Genomic DNA, 16787 nt, shown 5'->3' with positions numbered 1-16787 from the left:
CTCACCCATGGCCAAGATTATTTACACCCTGACAGACGAAGCGCCAATGTTGGCCACGTATTCACTCCTTCCGATTGTTGAGGCATTCGCCTCCACAGCCGGTGTGGACGTAGAAACTCGGGACATCTCCGTATCCGCCCGCATCATCGCCGCCTTTGGTGACTTCCTTACCGAAGACCAGCGCGTTGCCGACACCCTCGCGGAATTGGGTGCCCTGGCCAAGAGCCCGGATGCAAACATCATCAAGCTGCCTAACATCAGCGCCTCCATCCCGCAGCTGAAGGCAGCCATTGCCGAGCTTCAGGGCCAGGGCTTTGCACTGCCGAGCTACCCGGACGATCCCTCCACCGATGAGGAAAAAGACGTTCGCGCCCGCTACGACAAGATCAAGGGCAGCGCCGTCAACCCGGTTCTGCGTGAAGGTAACTCGGACCGCCGCGCACCCTTGTCCGTCAAGAACTACGCCAAGGCCAACCCGCACAGCATGGGTGCCTGGAGTGCAGATTCCAAGACCAACGTTGCAACCATGGACGACGGCGATTTCCGCCACAACGAGAAGTCCGTGTTCATCGAAGCCGATGACAAGATCAAGATCCAGTTCGTCGCCGAAGATGGCGCCGTAACGGTCTTGAAGGATTCTTTCCCGGTACTGGCCGACGAAATCGTTGACGGCACCGTCATGCGCGCAGCAGCTCTCGATGAGTTCCTCACAGCACAGATTGCTCGCGCCAAGGAAGAGGGCATCCTGCTCTCGGCTCACCTCAAGGCCACCATGATGAAGGTCTCCGACCCCATCATCTTCGGTCACGTGGTGAAGGCTTACTTCCCCGAACTGTTCGCCAACTACGGTGAGGCACTGGCCGCCGCCGGCTTGAGCCCGGCCAACGGTCTGGCCTCCATCCTCAACGGCTTGGGCGAACTGCCCGAGGACGTTCGCGCGGGCGTTGAAGCGGCCGTCAAGAAGGGCTATGAAGAAGGCCCGGCCTTGGCCATGGTTGATTCCGACAAGGGCATCACCAACCTCCACGTCCCCTCCGACGTGATTGTCGATGCTTCCATGCCTGCCATGATCCGCACCTCGGGTCACATGTGGGGCGCCGATGGCGCCGAGGCTGACACCCTGGCAGTTCTGCCCGACAGCAGCTACGCCGGTGTTTACCAGGTCACGATCGACGACTGCCGCAAGAACGGCGCCTTCGACCCGACCACGATGGGTACCGTTCCCAACGTTGGTCTCATGGCTCAGGCAGCCGAGGAATACGGCAGCCACGACAAGACGTTCGAGCTGTCCGAGGCTGGCACGGTTCAGATCGTCAACGCTGCCGGTACCGTTCTGATCGAACACACGGTTGCCGCAGGTGACATCTGGCGCGCCTGCCAGGTCAAGGACATCCCCGTCCGCGACTGGGTCAAGCTTGCCGTCACCCGCGCCCGCGCCTCCGCAACTCCGGCCGTGTTCTGGCTGGACGAGACCCGCGCGCACGATGCCAACCTCATCGTCAAGGTCAACGAATACCTCAAGGACCATGACACCGACGGCCTGGACATCCAGATCCTGTCCCCGGAAAAGGCAACCGCCTTCACCCTGGAGCGCATCCGTCGCGGCGAAGACACCATCTCCGTCACCGGTAACGTCCTCCGCGACTACCTCACGGACCTGTTCCCGATCTTGGAACTGGGTACCAGCGCCAAGATGCTCTCGGTTGTTCCGCTGATCGCTGGCGGTGGCCTCTTCGAGACAGGTGCCGGTGGATCCGCTCCCAAGCACGTCCAGCAGCTGATCAACGAAAACCACCTGCGTTGGGACTCGCTGGGTGAATTCCTCGCAATCGCCGTTAGCTTCGAACACCTCGCAGTGACCGAAGGCAACGCCCGGGCACAGATCCTTGCCGACACCTTGGACCGCGCCACGGGAACGTTCCTGTTGGAAAACAAGTCCCCGAAGCGCAAGGTTGGCGAGATCGACAACCGTGGCAGCCACTTCCACCTGGCCAAGTTCTGGGCCCAGGAACTGACCGCTCAAACGGTCGACGCCGAGCTGGCTGCGGCTTTCGCTGCTGTCGCCGCTGAGCTGACCAGCAACGAGGATGCCATCATCAACGAGTTGGCTGCCGTGCAGGGTTCGCCCGTTGACTTGGGCGGCTACTACCGTCCCGACACCGCCAAGGTTGCTGACATCATGCGCCCGTCGGCAACGCTGAACAAGGTCATCGCAACACTGGCATAATCCCCACGCCCTCCCAAACGTCAGCCGCTGGCGCGTCTGACGTTTGGGGCCCTCGGGCGCGTGGGCCCAGTACCGTTGGGCCCAGTAAACAGAAACCCGTCCCATTCTTGGGGCGGGTTTTTTGTTGCCCTAAAGCTACCGTGGCGCAGGCGCTGGTCTTAGGCTGGGGTCATGCCTTCAGAGGACATTCCTGCAGTTGATGTCGCCGAGCCCACGGCGATGGGAACGAAGCTGGCACCGACCGCCCAGAGGCGACACCGCACGTTCCTGCATGTTCTGGTCAATACGGCATTCGCCAACATCATCACCAGCTACCTCTGGTTCGCCTTGACCTTCTGGGTCTATCTGGAAACACGATCGGTGTTGGCGACAGGGCTCATCGGCGGTGCTTACATGCTCTTGGTTGCCGTCTTTGGCCTCTTCTTCGGCGTCCTGGTGGACAGGTACCGCAAGCATGCAGTCATGTTGGGTTCAACGCTCAGCTCCGTGGCGTTCTTCGGCATTGCCGGCGTCATGTTTCTGCTGATCCCGGAGTCACAACTATTGAGCCTGTCTGGGCCGTGGTTCTGGGTGTTTGCCTTGGTGGTGCTCGTGGGTGCCGTGATTGAGCAACTGCGCAACATCGCCTTGTCCACCACCGTGACGTTGTTGGTGCCTCCCGATGACAGAGCGAAAGCGAACGGTCTGGTGGGGGCCGTGCAGGGCCTGGCATTCCTTGTTACGAGCGTCTTGAGTGGACTGTCCGTAGGAATGTTGGGCATGGGTTGGACCATCGCCATTGCACTTGGCGCCAGTGTGGCCGTGCTGGTGCATCTGCTGACCATTTCAATTGCCGAACCCTCCGTGGTTCGCGACGAGGACAGGGCTGGCCTTGCTGAAATGCGGGCGGGCATTGCGGCCGTCCGTGCCACGTCCGGCCTATTCGCCCTGATCCTGTTCACCACCTTCAACAACCTCGCCGGCGGTGTCTTCATGGCACTCATGGACCCCTACGGTCTGACCCTCTTCTCCGTTGAGATGTGGGGAGTGGTCCTGGGCATCACCGCCACCGGGTTCCTCATCGGCGGTGGTTTAGTTGCCAAATTCGGACTGGGGGCCAACCCGATCCGCACCTTGCTGATTCTGGTGGCCATGACGGGTGCGGTGGGCGCAACGTTTGCGGTGCGCGAATGGGGCTGGCTCTTTGTTGTCGGCATCTGGATCTTCATGATTCTTATGCCGGCCGTCGAGGCTGCGGAACAAACCGTGATCCAACGGGTGGTTCCGCTGAAAACCCAGGGCCGGGTTTTTGGTTTCGCCATGACCTTCGAGGCGGCAGCAGCCCCGGTGACAGCATTCATGATCGCGCCACTGGCCGAGTTTTGGATCATTCCGTACATGGCGTCGCCATCCGGGGTTCAGCGCTGGGAATGGCTGCTCGGCACCGGTGAAGCGCGCGGCATTGCACTCGTCTTTTTGGTCTCCGGGCTCGTAACAATCGGGCTGGGGTTGGGCGCGCTGTGCACCCGTTCCTATGGCAAGCTCTCACGCGCTTATGCAGCAGCAGTTTCGACTGACGATGCCGAAGCCGCAAATTGACCGCAACCCTTACCCGCGGGCCCCGCGCGCAAGGTGGGTTAGGGGTGTCCGGGGGTGCCGCCGTCGTGCGCGAAACGTATCTGTTACCAGATCTTAACGCAGATAATGTGCCCCACGTCACTACTGGATAGTAGGGTCAGTTGACGTGAGGCCAATTGTTTCGACGGACAACGAGGTTCGGCGAACCATGGATGCTGACTACGGAAGGCGAATAATGAACCGCAAGAAAGTAATGACGGCACTTGCTACGGCCGCAACCGTAGCCCTGTTGATGACGTCCTGTGCAAACCAGGCTGCAACACCTGGATCAACGAGTGCGGGAGCAGGCGGCTCCAGCCTGAACTTGGACGTCCCAGTATTGACATCCATTGAGACACCCGCGGATGCGGTTCTTCCGGCCGGCGATGGCAAGGCCACCTGTGCCGCGACCACCACGCTTGCATACATCGGTGCAGAAACTGGTGCCAACGCCCAACTCGGTATTAACATCTTCAACGGTGTCCAGCTGGCCATCAACCAGCACAACGAGGCAAATCCAGGTTGCCAGGTAGCCTTCAAGAAGTTTGATACCGAAGGCGATCCGACCAAGGCAACCGGCCCTGTCACCCAGGCCACCAAGGAAGAGAACATCATCGGCGTGATTGGTTTGCCGTTCTCCGGCGAATCCAAGGCCACCGGTAACATCTTCGAGCAGGTCAAGATGGTTCACATCACCCCGGCCGCAACCAACCCCGGCCTGACCACTAACGGCTGGACCACGTTCTTCCGCGGTCTGGGCAACGACGCCGTGCAGGGGCCGGCAGCTGCCAAGTTCATGACGGGCACTCTCGGCGCCAAGCAGGTCTACCTGGTTCAGGATGATTCCGATTACGGAATCGGTTTGGGTGGCACCACCACCGAGGCCCTGGGCGATGCAATGGTTGGATCCGACAAGGTGACCACCGGCCAGAAGGACTTCTCGGCAACAATTTCCAAGATCATCAACTCCAAGGCCGACGCCGTGTTCTACTCGGGCTACTTCGCCGAAGGTGCACCGTTCAACCAGCAGCTCGTAGCCAAGGGCTTCAAGGGAGCCTTTGTTGGTCCCGATGGCGTCAAGGATGACCAGTTCATTAAGCAGGCAGGCGACGCATCCAACAATGCGTTCTTCACCTGCCCGTGCATTCCTGGTGAATTGATCCCCACCTTCGCAAGCGCGTACAAGACCCTGACCAACGCAGAGCCTGGCACGTACTCCATTGAGGGCTACGACGCCGCCACCGTTCTGTTGTCAGGAATCGACAAGGGCAACCAGGATCGCGCGAAGCTGCTCGAATTCGTCAACAGCTACGATGCATCCGGTTTGAGCAAGCACTACAAGTGGGATGACAAGGGTGAGCTGCAGGCACCTGCTGTCTACGGCTACCGCGTCAAGGATGGCAAGATCGTCCCGATCGGCGCCATCGGCGAGTAAGGACACCAAGGGGGATGCTGTGGAGCCAAGTGCTCCGCAGCATCCCTTTGGTTGCAGAACCACCTATCCGCTCAATGAGCCAGTCTTGGCACAAAAAACCACCGAGACTGGCTGGAACTGGACCTACCTATGCTCCTAACAGTTCTTACGGCTGTTCCCGCGGACAGCGACTGGATTAATTTCGATGTTGCCGCTTTGGCACAAAATTTCTGGAGCGCCACCTTTGACGGGTTGACCTTCGGTGCCATCTACGCACTCGTGGCCCTCGGCTACACACTTGTTTACGGTGTTTTGAACCTGATCAACTTTGCTCACTCCGAAGTGTTCATCATGGGCTGCTACGCAGTCTTCTTCACCCTCAGCTTTTTGGGATTCGGCCCGTCAGCGCCAAACCTCAACTTCGGCCAAATATTGGTCAATATCGTGTTGGCCTTGATTGCGGCCATCATTGCATCGGCCATAACGGCGTTCCTTGTGGAGCGACTGGCCTACAGACCATTGCGAAAGCGCAATGCACCCCGCCTGGTCTACTTGATCACGGCCATCGGTGCTTCCTTCGTCATCCAGTACCTGATCTTCCTCTGGCGTGGACCGTTGCCCGAACCGGCACTGACAATGTTCATTCCCTCGCCGGTGTTTGAGGTTTTCGGAACCATCATCGACTCACAGCAGATCATCATTGTTGTGGCAGCCGTCCTCATGATGGTCTTCGTTGATCAGTTCATCCGGCGATCCCGCACCGGGCGCGGCATTCGTGCCGTGGCCCAGGACCCCGATACTGCAACGCTGATGGGTGTGAACAAGGAAAAGATCATTGTCACCACCTTCATCATCGGCGGTATCCTGGCCGGCGCCGCCGCACTCTTTTACGTCATGAAGATTCCGTCCGGCGTTCAGTACAACGGTGGTTTCATTCTCGGCATCAAGGCCTTCGCCGCAGCCGTCCTCGGTGGCATCGGCAACGTCCGCGGTGCCCTGCTGGGTGGCTTGCTTCTGGGCCTGATCGGCAACTACGGTCAGATCCTTTTGGGCAGCTCGCAGTGGACCGACGTCGTGGCCTTCGTGGTGCTGGTGCTGGTTCTGCTGGTTCGCCCGCAAGGCATCCTGGGTACGTCTCTGGGAAGGAGCAAGGCATGAGCACAATAGACGGGCCAACACCCCTGCCCGGCGCCAAGGCCGCCCAGGCCGCGGCCAATCGTCAGGTAGGCGATAAAATTCCCGGCGGCAGCGCCGATGCAACACGAAAGCATGGCTGGTTCGGGCGATGGAGCGATAACTGGCAGTCCATGCCGCGCCAGAAGCAATGGTTGTTCCTCATTGTCATTGTCATCGTGGCGTACCTGCTGCCGGTGCTCAATCCGCCCATCCTATCCACCGAACCTGGCAACGACTTCCCGCTGGCTTTGTTCTCCATGGCCGTCTACGCGCTCGTCGCCGTCGGTTTGAACATCGTGATCGGCTATGCCGGGCTTTTGGATTTGGGCTACATCGCTTTCTTCGCGGTCGGTTCCTACACGGCAGCCATGCTGACCAGCCCGGACTCACCGTTCGTGAAGGTTCCGTACCTGTGGACCATTCCCTTGGCGATCATCGTGGCCATGTGTGTTGGCGTGATTTTGGGTATTCCAACCCTGCGTCTGCGTGGTGACTACCTTGCCATTGTGACGCTTGGCTTCGGTGAGATTATCCGTATTCTGGCAACGCTCATCCCGGCTATGAAAGGGCAGGTCGGCTTCCAAAACGTTGGCCGTCCGCCCGGTGAAGGTGCCGACGGCATCCCGCTATTCGCCAACTCCAACGGCACGCCCTGGTACTGGCTGACCCTGACCATCTTGATCATCGTGTTGTTCCTTGCCGGCAACCTGGAGCGCAGCCGTGTTGGCCGCGCGTGGATTGCCATCCGCGAGGACGAGGACGCCGCCGAGACCATGGGCGTTCCAACCTTCAAGTACAAGGTCTGGGCGTTCGCCCTCGGAGCAGGTGTTGGCGGTATGTCCGGCGCCCTGTTCGCCGGGCAGGTTGGCTTCGTCAACAACCAAAAGTTCGACGTCGTCACCTCCATCCTGTTCGTCGCCGCCGTAGTTCTTGGTGGGGTGGGCAACAAGGTTGGTGCCGTCTTTGGTGGCGCGCTGGTGGCGTACATCCCGCTGCGTTTCACGGCCATAGCAGAATACAAGTACCTGATCTTTGGTCTGGCACTCGTGTTGATCATGATCTACCGTTCCAAGGGATTGATCCCGGCCCGGCAGAGGTTGCTGGCCTATGGGCAGCAGGCTTATGCGCGGGTGCGGAACGATACTTCGAGAAAACCGGCCACTGTCACTGAGAAGGAGGTTTAGCCTTGGGTGCACATAGTGAAGACGTACCCGTTCCGGCTCCTGTTTCTGACTCGGTTGACGGAACGGCTAAGCCCCCCATCGAGACGGTGGAGGCTTTGGAGGTGACAGAAGCTGTTGCTGAGGCGGCAGCGCCGGAACGTGAAATTGACGTTGCCGTGGGTGACGACCTCGTTGAGGTGAAGAATCTGACCATTCAGTTCGGTGGTCTGGTTGCCTTGGATAACGTCAGCTTCACCATCAAGCGCGGTGAGATTTTGGGGCTCATTGGCCCTAACGGTGCCGGGAAGACCACCTGCTTCAACGCCATGACCGGCGTGTACAAGCCAACCAGCGGGCAGGTCCTGTTGGAAGGCAACGTCCTCAATGGCATGAAGCAGCACAAGATCACCCGTGCCGGGCTGGCCAGGACGTTCCAGAACATCCGGCTCTTCGGTGAAATGACTGCCTTGGAAAATGTTGTGGTGGGCCTGGACGCCCGCCATAAGACCTCGGTGCCGGGAGCGTTGTTGCGCCTTCCTCGGCACCAGCGCGAGGAGAAGACGGCCATTGAGCGGGGCATGGCGTTGCTGGAATTTGTTGGCATTTCCCAGCATGCCGGGTCCCTGGCCCGCAACCTCTCCTACGGCAGTCAGCGCAGGCTGGAGATCGCCCGCGCCTTGGCCACCGATCCGAAGTTGCTGTGCCTGGATGAACCGGCGGCTGGGTTCAACCCGGCCGAAAAGGAGGACCTCATGGCCCTCATCCGGACCATCCGGGACGATGGCTACACGGTCCTCTTGATTGAGCACGACATGAAACTAGTCATGGGAGTGACAGACAGAATCGTGGTTTTGGAGTTCGGTAAGAAGATTGCCGATGACATTCCGCGCGTGATTAGGGAAGACCCGAAGGTCATTTCCGCCTACCTAGGGGAGCCTGAAGATGACTTTGCTTGAGCTGGACGATGTTTCCGTCCATTATGGGCGGATCCAGGCCATTCACAACATGTCCTTCACCGTGGAGGAAGGCGAGATTGTCTCCCTCATCGGCGCCAACGGTGCCGGTAAAACCACCACCATGCGTACCATCTCCGGATTGCTGAACCCCTCCCACGGGACCATCAAGTTCATGGGGGAGGACATCACGAAGATGAAGGCTCACATCCGGGTGGTTCAGGGCATTTCGCAGGCTCCTGAAGGGCGGGGCATTTTCCCGGCCATGACGGTGCTGGAGAATCTGGACATGGGAACCTTTGGTCGCAAGGACAGAAGCGGTGTCAGCGACGATCTGGAACGTGTCTTCACCTTGTTCCCGAGGCTGAAGGAACGTGAGAAGCAATTTGGCGGCACCATGAGCGGTGGTGAGCAGCAAATGTTGTCCATCGGCCGCGCCTTGATGTCACGGCCAAAGCTGCTGCTGCTGGACGAGCCCTCCATGGGCCTGGCCCCGCAGTTCATCCGGCAGATCTTCAAGATCATCACCGAGATCAACGGGCAGGGCACCACGGTCTTGTTGGTGGAGCAAAACGCCAACCAGGCACTGGCTAGGGCCCACCGCGCGTTCGTTCTCGAAACTGGGGAGATCACGCACAGCGGCACGGGCAAGGAGCTGCTGGCTAATCCGGCCATCAAGGAGGCCTACCTGGGCGGCTGATGCCTTCCCAGGAACTGCGGATCCAAGATACGACAGCTCCAAAGTACGACGGCGGGAGGTCACCTTTTCATGAAAAGGTGACCTCCCGTTGTCGTTGGTCTCGACAGGCTCGACCAGCGGCGTTTAGCCGACCAGCGGCGTTTGATCGAGCAGCGGCGGCTAGAGGTCGGTGCGGGAATCGTTGGCGTACGTTACGCCGATCTGGGCGCGGACGTCGTCGAACAATTCCATGATGGCCAGCGAATCATCCAGCGGCATGGTGGCGCTCTCGGTCAGGCCACCCTGGATGCAGCGGGTCACCTCACGCAGCTGGTAGGTGTAGCCGCTGCCGGGGTGCCCAAACATCTCCGTACGCTCGGAGTCCCAGCCCACATTGATCCGCAGGCCCTTGGGGTTGTTGACGGATCCGACGGTCTCAATGTGACCCAAAGTTCCGGACACGGTGGCCACGCGCGGCCCGTGCGAGGACAGGTAGCTGATGAGCTGGGCCTGGGCGCCGTTGCTGTAGCTGAGCGTCAGCGTGTTTTGCGCATCCACGCCCAATGCCGTCAACTCAGCTGTAGCTGCAACAGCGTCCGGCTTGCCAAGAGTGCCCCAGGCCCACAGGAGCGGATAGACGCTGATGTCCAGGAGCGCGCCGCCGCCGTCAGCCGGAGCCCAGAGCCGGGCGGAGTCATCTAGCGGGGCCGGGAAGCCAAGATCGGCGCGGACCCACTTAATCTGGCCAATTTCGCCCGATTCAATGATCTCCAAGGCCCGCTGGAAACCCGGCACAAAGCGTGCCCAGACTGCCTCCATGAGGAACAGCTGCTTGGCCTGAGCCAAGGCGATCAGGGATCGCGTCTCGGCAGCCGTAATGGTCAGGGACTTCTCGCAGAGGACATGTTTGCCGGCCTCGAGAGCGGCCTTGACGATGTCGTAGTGCTGGGCGTGCGGGGTGGCCACATAGACCACGTCAACGTCCGGGTCCGCAACCAGCTGGAGGTAACCGGCGGCACCCGAGCCGTCGAGGCCGCCGTCGTAATAATGTGTGGCAAAGCCAAACTTGCCAGCGAACTCCGCTGCGCTCTTCTCGCTGCGGGAACTCACGGCCTGCAGCACGGCATCTTCGAGGAGCGCCAAGTCCGCGGTGACAGTGTTGGCAATGCCTCCCGTGGCAACAACACCCCAGCGCAGGGGAGTGCCCGTGGCGGCGAGGGTTTCGGGGTTGAACGTGGAGTACCAGTCGGGACGGCCGACAAAACGGGGAATGGTCATTGGCACATTCTGCCAGCATCACCACGCCGTTCGGCGAACATGACAGGCGGTTCGATGATTCCGCCCTCAGGAATTTGTCGGCACCGCCCCGTAGGATGAATCGCAGCTGCTTTGGAACGGGAGAATGACAGGGTGAACATGACTGAGACAACTACAGCGGTGGCCGAGGTGTTGGCCGAGCTGGCCTCCCTTGAGGACCCGAAGGCCCGTGCTATCAACGAGAAACACGGCGATGACCACGGGGTAAATCTGGGTAAATTGCGTGCCATCGCCAAGCGGCTGAAGACCCAGCAGGAGCTCGCCCTGGAGTTGTGGGAAACGGGTGACACCGCGGCCCGGCTTGTGGCGCTTTTAATCTGCCGGCCCAAGGCATTTGGGCGCGACGAGTTGGACGCCATGCTGCGTGAGGCCCGCATTCCCAAGGTGCAGGACTGGCTCGTGAATTATGTGGTGAAGAAGAGCCCGCACGTTGAAGAGCTGCGCATTGCCTGGTTTGCCGATCCGGATCCCATCGTTGCCAGTGCCGGCTGGGGTCTGACCAGCGATCGCGTGGTCAAGTCGCCGGAGGGCCTTGAGTTGCCCGCGTTGCTGGACACCATCGAGGCTGAGATGAAGACGGCTCAGGAGCGCCTGCAGTGGGCCATGAATAACACCCTGGCTCAAATCGGGATCGAGGACGCCGGCCTCCGCGCCCGAGCCATTGAGATCGGTGAGCGTTTGGAGGTCCTCAAGGATTACCCCACGCCGCCCAATTGCACGTCTCCGTTTGCGCCGATCTGGATCACGGAACTGGTGCGGCGGAAAGAGGCGTAGCTGGCGCTGTTGGTTCCGGACATGCGAAAGGCCCCGTCCGCCGTCGTAATGTACGACGCCGAACGGGGCCTTTGAGCGATTGACTCGCCTTGGCTGGTGACTACTTCGTCAGCGGGCCAAGCACCTTGTCATTGGCGAACTGCTCTGCAGCATTTTCCTTCGTGACGATCTGGGGAACCAGCAGGAATGCCGGAACAACCTTGACACCGTTGTTGTAGGAGGTGGGGTCGTTGATCTCGGGGGTCTTGCCGCCCTGGAGGTCCTTGGCCATCTGGATCGCGTGCTCTACGAGTGCGGTGGTGTCCTTGTTGATGGTGGAGTACTGGACTCCGGCCATGATGGACTTGACCGACTCAACTTCTGCATCCTGGCCGGTCACCGTGGGGTTAGCCTTGCCGGCAGCCTTGACCGAGGTCAGGATGGCGCGTGCCAGGGTGTCGTTCGGGGAGAGAACACCGTCAAGTTCGGCGCTGCTGTAGTTTCCAACGAGGAGGGAGTCCATGCGCTTCTGCGCATTTTCTGCCTTCCAGCCCTGGGTAACAGCCTGCTCGAAGGACTTCTGGCCCGAGGCAACAACTACAGTGCCGTCGTCGATCTTGGGCTGGAGAACCTTCATGGCACCGTCAAAGAAGACCTTCGCGTTGGCATCATCGGGGGAGCCGGCGAAGAGTTCAATGTTGTACGGTCCTGTGGGCTTCTTGGCCTTCATGCCGTCCAGCAGGGCCTGGCCCTGCAGTTCGCCAACCTTGAAGTTGTCGTAGGCCACGTAGTAGTCCACATCCTTGGTGTTAAGCAGGAGGCGGTCATAAGCGATAACGGTTGCGCCGGCATCCTTGGCCTGCTTCAGCTGGGTTCCCAGCTGGGCGCCGTCGATGGCACCGACGATGATGACCTTGGCGCCCTTGGTGACCATGGCACTGATCTGGTTCTGCTGTTCGGAAACGCCACCGTTGGCGAACTGAACATCAGCCTTGAAGCCTGCCCCGGTCAGACCGTCATTGAAGAGCTTCTCAGCAAGAACCCAGTTTTCACTGGTCTTCTGCGGAAGAGCCACACCAATGAGGGAATCTGCGGCGAAGCCTGCAGCGGCACTCCCGGATGCGGCAGGCGTCTCTGCACGGCCACAACCGGTAAGGGCCAGCGATGATACGGCCAAGATAACGGCCATCGACTTGAGAGTCTTGTTGAGTTTCAACATGGTGGTTCGCTTTCTGTTGGTTTGTAAATTTGTAAGAAGGAGAGGAAGTTTTAGGCCTCGGTCTTGATGGTGTCCTTGAGCGGTTCGGCCACTTCAAGATCGGGGTTGTTGTTGCCGCCAAGTTTCTTCATCATGAAGCCAATGAAGGAGGGCTTGCCTTGGCTCTTGTTGTACACATCGAAGACGACTGCGGCCAACAGGACCAGGCCCTTGATGATCTGCGTCCAGTCAGAGCCGACGCCCAACAGCTGCAGGCCGCTGCTGAGAACAGCCATGACCAGGCCACCAATCATGGAGCCCACCACTGTGCCCACACCGCCGGTGACTGCTGCTCCACCGATGAAGACGGCGGCGATGGCGTCGAGTTCCCAGCCAACGCCGTCGGACGGGCCGGAAGCGTTGGAGCGGGCCACGAAGATCATCCCGGCCAGTGCGGCAAGGATGGCCATGTTCATGATGACCAAGAAGTCAGTGCGCTTGCTCTTGACGCCGGAGAGTGCTGCTGCGTGGCGGTTGCCACCCACTGCGTACACGTGGCGGCCAATGGTTGTCCGTGAGCTGATGAAGCCGTAGACCAAGACCAGAACACCGAGAATGATTCCCGGCATCGGGAAGGAGGTGCCGGGGCGGCCGGTGGCGAAGAGGTACGTCACGTAGAGGATGACGGCGCACAGGATAACCAGTTTTACGATGGTGACCCACAGCGGCTTGACGCCGGCGCCCAATGACAGTGATTTGCTGCGGCCGCGCAGCTCGCCCCAAATGATCGCAGCAACGGCCAAGAAGCCGATGAGCAGAGTCAGGTTGTTATAGCCGGTGTTCGGGCCAATCTCGGGCAGGTATCCGGCACCGATGAACTGGAAATCTTCGGGCACCGGAACGGTTAGTGACTTGCCGAAGAATTGGTTGGCACCGCGGAAAATCAGCATGCCCGCCAGCGTGACAATGAAGGCCGGAATGCCCACATAGGCCACGAAGAAACCTTGCCAGGCGCCAATGAGGGCTCCCAGAACCAGACCGGCAACGATGCCTAGGTACCAAGGCAGTCCCCAGTCCCGCATTGAAAGCGCGACGACGATGCCCACGAAGGCGGCGACGGAACCGACCGAAAGGTCAATATGGCCGGCGATGATCACTAGAACCATGCCGACGGCCAGAATCAAGATGTACGAGTAGCCGTTCATCAAGTTAATGACGTTGTCAGGGGTCAGCAACAGCCCACCGGAGCGGATCTGGAAGAAGACGACCAGGGCTATCAGGGCAAAAATCATGCCGAACTGGCGGGTATTGCCGCCGAAGAGTTGTTTGATGGCGTTCATTGGAGGATGTCCTTTTTCTTCCCGGGATCTAGGCAGACTTAGCGGCAGCGGTCATGCGTTTCATCAACGATTCCTGGCTTGCCTCGTTTTTGTTCAGGACACCGGTGACGGCGCCCTCGAAGATTGTGTAGATCCGATCGGAGATGCCGAGCAGCTCTGGCAGTTCCGAGGAAATGACGATGACGCCCTTGCCCTGGTTCGCGAGTGCTTGGATAATCCCGTAGATCTCATATTTGGCGCCGACGTCAATACCTCGGGTCGGCTCATCAAGGATGAGCAGATCCGGATCGGTAAACATCCATTTGGCCAAGACGACTTTTTGCTGGTTTCCGCCGGAGAGTTTCCCGACACCTTCGTCAACGCTTGGCGCCTTGGTGCGCAATTGCTTGCGGTAGTCCTCGGCCACGGAGTATTCCTTGTCGCGATCCACCACTGTGTGTTTGGAGACGGCGGCAAGATTGGCGGAGACGGTGGTTGTCTTGATGTCGTCCAGAAGATTCAGGCCCAGCGTCTTGCGGTCCTCTGTGACGTAGCCAAGTCCGTGCTTGATAGCCTGCGGAACGTTGCGCAAGGTGATTTCCTTGCCGTCCTTGATGATCTGCCCGGAGATGTAGTTGCCGTAGGAGCGACCGAAGATGGAGCGGGCCAGCTCGGTGCGGCCAGCACCCATGAGGCCTGCAATACCAACGATTTCACCGCGCCGGACATTGAAGCTGGAATTCTTGCACACGAGCCGGTCCGCAATCTGCGGGTGGGCAACGGTCCAGTTCTTGACCTCGAAGAACACCTCGCCGATCTTGGGCGTGTGGTCCGGGAATCGGGATTCCAGGGTTCGTCCCACCATGCCGCGGATGATCCTGTCCTCGTCCACGCCGTCGGCCTTCACATCAAGGGTCTCGATGGACTTGCCGTCACGGATGATGGTGATGGAGTCCGAGACCTGCTCGATCTCGTTGAGCTTGTGCGAGATCATGATGCAGCTGATGCCCTTGGACTTGAGTCCGCGGATCAAGTCCAGCAGGTGCTGGGAATCGGACTCGTTCAGGGCTGCAGTGGGCTCATCGAGGATGAGGAGCTTGACTGATTTGTTCAAGGCCTTGGCAATTTCAACGAGCTGCTGCTTGCCAACACCGATTTCCTTGACCGGGGTATCTGGATCTTCGCTCAGACCAACGCGGGCCATCAATTCCATGGTTCGCATGCGGGCTTCGGACCAGTTGATGACACCAAACTTGGTGGGTTCATTGCCCAAGAAAATGTTCTCGGTGATGGAAAGTTCGGGGATCAGGGCAAGTTCCTGATGGATGATGACGATCCCGGCGTTTTCACTGGCGCGGATGTCCTTGAACTCGCAGACGGAGCTCTGGAACACGATGTCCCCGTCGTAGCTACCGAAGGGGTAGACGCCGGAGAGGACCTTCATGAGAGTTGACTTGCCGGCGCCATTTTCGCCACAGATGGAGTGGATTTCGCTGGCTCGAACGGTGATTGATACTTCTGAAAGTGCCTTCACACCAGGGAATTCCTTGGTGATGGATCGCATCTCGAGTATGACGGGGTTCGCGGACACCATAATGCTTACGCCTTCCACAACTGACTTCTTTGTCTTTGTCCCGCCAGGGTTCGCACTGGACGGCGGGGCTTCTTTGCCCGCGGAAGTTGCTGACTTCGCGGAGTACCGGCATTAACCGGTACTCGAAAAGTAAACTAGATCACACGCTTGTGGTCAAGTCTTTAACGCTACGAGAAGGTAACGGTTTAAGAAATGATGGAACCGGGCTCATTCTGGAACACCAATGCGGCCGCGCCAAGAGCTTCCGCGCGGGAGGTCAATTGAGACATCTTGAGCCCAATGCTGTCGCCAATGACGGGTACGGCGTGGCGGAGCAATCCTCGCCGAATTGGCGAAAGAAACAGATCACCCAGTTCGGTGAGAGGGCCACCGATGACAATGACATCGGGGCTGATCAGGTTGGCCATATTGGCCAAGGCGCGGCCGATTGCCATGCCGGCATCGTCGAGCACGCGCAGGGTAGCCGGGTCTCCTGCCATGGCCTGGCTGAGAATCTCTGCCGTGGAAATAGGCCGATCGTGCCCCCTGCTCAGTAATTCCACCATGGTGGCCGTTGAGGCAACGGTTTCCAGGCAGCCTCGATTGCCGCAGCGGCAAATCAGGCCTTGCTCGTCGATCGTCACGTGACCAATTTCGCCGGTGACACCGAAGCTGCCGTGGAAGAGCGCGCCGCCGAGGATCAAGCCGGCTCCGATGCCGGTACCAATTTTGATGAACATCAGGTTTTGGACGTTGCCTTGATCGCCCCAGGTGAGTTGGGCGAGGGCGCCGAGATTCGCGTCGTTGTCAACAAAGACGGGGATTTTCAGCGCCTTTTCCAGCTCATCGTGCAGATTGATGCCGACCCATTCGGGCAGGATCGAGCCCCGGATAACCTTGCCATCGCGGCTATCGATTGGCCCCGGGATACCGGCACCGGCACCGATGAGTTGGGAACGAGAAATGCTGGCTTTTTTCAGGAGTTTATCCAGCAGGCGTGAGGCAGTTTGAATGCCTTCTGCAGCCTGGTGCCCGCGTGGCAGCGGAGCTTCTTCCTCGGCCAGCACGTGATAGCCAGTGTTGGCGAGCACCACACGGACGTGGGTGCGGCCAAAGTCGATTCCCGCGGCGATGGCGCTGTCACCGTTGTAGCGAACAGACATTGCGCGGCGGCCAGAACTCGTGACGGGAGTGAGTGTCACTAGATCCGCGGCGGCCATACTCTTGACGATATTGGAGACCGTGGCCGTGGAGAGCCCTGTGCTGCGGGCCAGATCGGCTTGGGTTGCCGGGCCGCCCTTGAGTAGCTGTTGCGTGAGCCGCTGTTGATTTCGACTTCGAAGCGCTGACTGAGAGCCGGGGTTACGGGCTCGCCGGTGGGCCGGCGTGGTGGGCTGTTCGTCGTCGAGCATACAAACG

Annotated in this window: 13 protein-coding genes; 8 read left to right on the top strand and 5 right to left on the bottom strand. The window is 59.6% G+C overall.

The genetic code is table 11. From position 1 onward, the window contains the following. Positions 1-7 precede the first annotated feature (7 nt). The 7 genes from ACP7B9_RS14540 (at position 8) to ACP7B9_RS14510 (ending at position 9229) form a co-directional block, all read left to right on the top strand. Positions 8-2227 (top strand): NADP-dependent isocitrate dehydrogenase, encoded by a 2220-nt coding sequence (locus ACP7B9_RS14540; RefSeq protein WP_425864502.1) that lies wholly within the window; start codon positions 8-10, stop codon positions 2225-2227. Between the two features lie 219 nt (positions 2228-2446). Continuing rightward, complete coding sequence (locus tag ACP7B9_RS14535) at positions 2447-3805, top strand: MFS transporter (protein ID WP_425864674.1); 1359 nt, start codon at positions 2447-2449, stop codon at positions 3803-3805. 214 nt (positions 3806-4019) lie between these two features. Beyond that, complete coding sequence (locus ACP7B9_RS14530; RefSeq protein ID WP_425864500.1) at positions 4020-5258, top strand: branched-chain amino acid ABC transporter substrate-binding protein; 1239 nt, start codon at positions 4020-4022, stop codon at positions 5256-5258. Between the two features lie 129 nt (positions 5259-5387). Next, positions 5388-6395: a branched-chain amino acid ABC transporter permease gene (locus tag ACP7B9_RS14525; protein WP_425864498.1), complete on the top strand. Its 1008-nt coding sequence runs from the start codon at positions 5388-5390 to the stop codon at positions 6393-6395. Next, positions 6392-7597 carry a branched-chain amino acid ABC transporter permease gene (locus ACP7B9_RS14520; protein ID WP_425864497.1) on the top strand — a complete coding sequence of 402 codons (1206 nt, stop codon included), beginning with the start codon at positions 6392-6394 and terminating at the stop codon, positions 7595-7597. Before ACP7B9_RS14525 ends, ACP7B9_RS14520 begins: the two co-directional genes overlap by 4 nt. A 77-nt stretch (positions 7598-7674) precedes the next feature. Beyond that, on the top strand, positions 7675-8532 hold the full coding sequence (locus ACP7B9_RS14515) for an ABC transporter ATP-binding protein (protein ID WP_425864672.1): 858 nt from the start codon (positions 7675-7677) through the stop codon (positions 8530-8532). Beyond that, the gene (locus ACP7B9_RS14510; RefSeq protein ID WP_425864495.1) at positions 8519-9229 is read left to right on the top strand and encodes an ABC transporter ATP-binding protein; all 711 of its coding nucleotides are present in this window, start codon (positions 8519-8521) and stop codon (positions 9227-9229) included. The genes ACP7B9_RS14515 and ACP7B9_RS14510 overlap by 14 nt, the downstream gene beginning before the upstream one ends. A gap of 159 nt (positions 9230-9388) precedes the next feature. On the opposite strand, the gene ACP7B9_RS14505 is transcribed toward ACP7B9_RS14510, so the two are convergent. Continuing rightward, positions 9389-10486: a Gfo/Idh/MocA family protein gene (locus ACP7B9_RS14505; protein WP_425864493.1), complete on the bottom strand. Its 1098-nt coding sequence runs from the start codon at positions 10484-10486 to the stop codon at positions 9389-9391. 138 nt (positions 10487-10624) lie between these two features. On the opposite strand from ACP7B9_RS14505, the gene ACP7B9_RS14500 reads away from it, so the two are divergent. After that, positions 10625-11299 carry a DNA alkylation repair protein gene (locus tag ACP7B9_RS14500; RefSeq protein ID WP_425864491.1) on the top strand — a complete coding sequence of 225 codons (675 nt, stop codon included), beginning with the start codon at positions 10625-10627 and terminating at the stop codon, positions 11297-11299. Between the two features lie 100 nt (positions 11300-11399). On the opposite strand, the gene ACP7B9_RS14495 is transcribed toward ACP7B9_RS14500, so the two are convergent. The 4 genes from ACP7B9_RS14495 to ACP7B9_RS14480 form a co-directional block, all read right to left on the bottom strand. Then, positions 11400-12497 carry a substrate-binding domain-containing protein gene (locus ACP7B9_RS14495; protein WP_425864489.1) on the bottom strand — a complete coding sequence of 366 codons (1098 nt, stop codon included), beginning with the start codon at positions 12495-12497 and terminating at the stop codon, positions 11400-11402. A 50-nt stretch (positions 12498-12547) separates the two neighbouring features. Then, positions 12548-13816 carry a multiple monosaccharide ABC transporter permease gene (gene mmsB, locus ACP7B9_RS14490; RefSeq protein ID WP_425864488.1) on the bottom strand — a complete coding sequence of 423 codons (1269 nt, stop codon included), beginning with the start codon at positions 13814-13816 and terminating at the stop codon, positions 12548-12550. Positions 13817-13844: 28 nt separating this feature from the next. Beyond that, complete coding sequence (gene mmsA, locus ACP7B9_RS14485) at positions 13845-15389, bottom strand: multiple monosaccharide ABC transporter ATP-binding protein (protein ID WP_425864670.1); 1545 nt, start codon at positions 15387-15389, stop codon at positions 13845-13847. A gap of 185 nt (positions 15390-15574) precedes the next feature. Next, the gene (locus tag ACP7B9_RS14480) at positions 15575-16780 is read right to left on the bottom strand and encodes an ROK family transcriptional regulator (RefSeq protein WP_425864487.1); all 1206 of its coding nucleotides are present in this window, start codon (positions 16778-16780) and stop codon (positions 15575-15577) included. Positions 16781-16787 lie beyond the last annotated feature (7 nt).

The organism is Arthrobacter sp. TWP1-1 (genome assembly GCF_049897845.1).
In the GTDB taxonomy this organism is placed as follows: Bacteria; Actinomycetota; Actinomycetes; order Actinomycetales; family Micrococcaceae; genus Specibacter.
Note: the sequence above shows the minus strand (reverse complement) of the source record. Positions and strands in the feature narration are given on the sequence as shown.

What these genes read in the sequence shown, in the direction of transcription:
- ACP7B9_RS14540 (WP_425864502.1), top strand. Translation starts at nt 8, where the DNA reads ATGGCCAAGATTATTTACACCCTGACAGACGAAGCGCCAATGTTGGCC.
- ACP7B9_RS14535 (WP_425864674.1), top strand. Translation starts at nt 2,447, where the DNA reads ATGGGAACGAAGCTGGCACCGACCGCCCAGAGGCGACACCGCACGTTC.
- ACP7B9_RS14530 (WP_425864500.1), top strand. Translation starts at nt 4,020, where the DNA reads ATGAACCGCAAGAAAGTAATGACGGCACTTGCTACGGCCGCAACCGTA.
- ACP7B9_RS14525 (WP_425864498.1), top strand. Translation starts at nt 5,388, where the DNA reads ATGCTCCTAACAGTTCTTACGGCTGTTCCCGCGGACAGCGACTGGATT.
- ACP7B9_RS14520 (WP_425864497.1), top strand. Translation starts at nt 6,392, where the DNA reads ATGAGCACAATAGACGGGCCAACACCCCTGCCCGGCGCCAAGGCCGCC.
- ACP7B9_RS14510 (WP_425864495.1), top strand. Translation starts at nt 8,519, where the DNA reads ATGACTTTGCTTGAGCTGGACGATGTTTCCGTCCATTATGGGCGGATC.
- ACP7B9_RS14505 (WP_425864493.1), bottom strand. Translation starts at nt 10,486, where the DNA reads ATGACCATTCCCCGTTTTGTCGGCCGTCCCGACTGGTACTCCACGTTC.
- ACP7B9_RS14500 (WP_425864491.1), top strand. Translation starts at nt 10,625, where the DNA reads ATGACTGAGACAACTACAGCGGTGGCCGAGGTGTTGGCCGAGCTGGCC.
- ACP7B9_RS14495 (WP_425864489.1), bottom strand. Translation starts at nt 12,497, where the DNA reads ATGTTGAAACTCAACAAGACTCTCAAGTCGATGGCCGTTATCTTGGCC.
- mmsB (WP_425864488.1), bottom strand. Translation starts at nt 13,816, where the DNA reads ATGAACGCCATCAAACAACTCTTCGGCGGCAATACCCGCCAGTTCGGC.
- mmsA (WP_425864670.1), bottom strand. Translation starts at nt 15,389, where the DNA reads ATGGTGTCCGCGAACCCCGTCATACTCGAGATGCGATCCATCACCAAG.
- ACP7B9_RS14480 (WP_425864487.1), bottom strand. Translation starts at nt 16,780, where the DNA reads ATGCTCGACGACGAACAGCCCACCACGCCGGCCCACCGGCGAGCCCGT.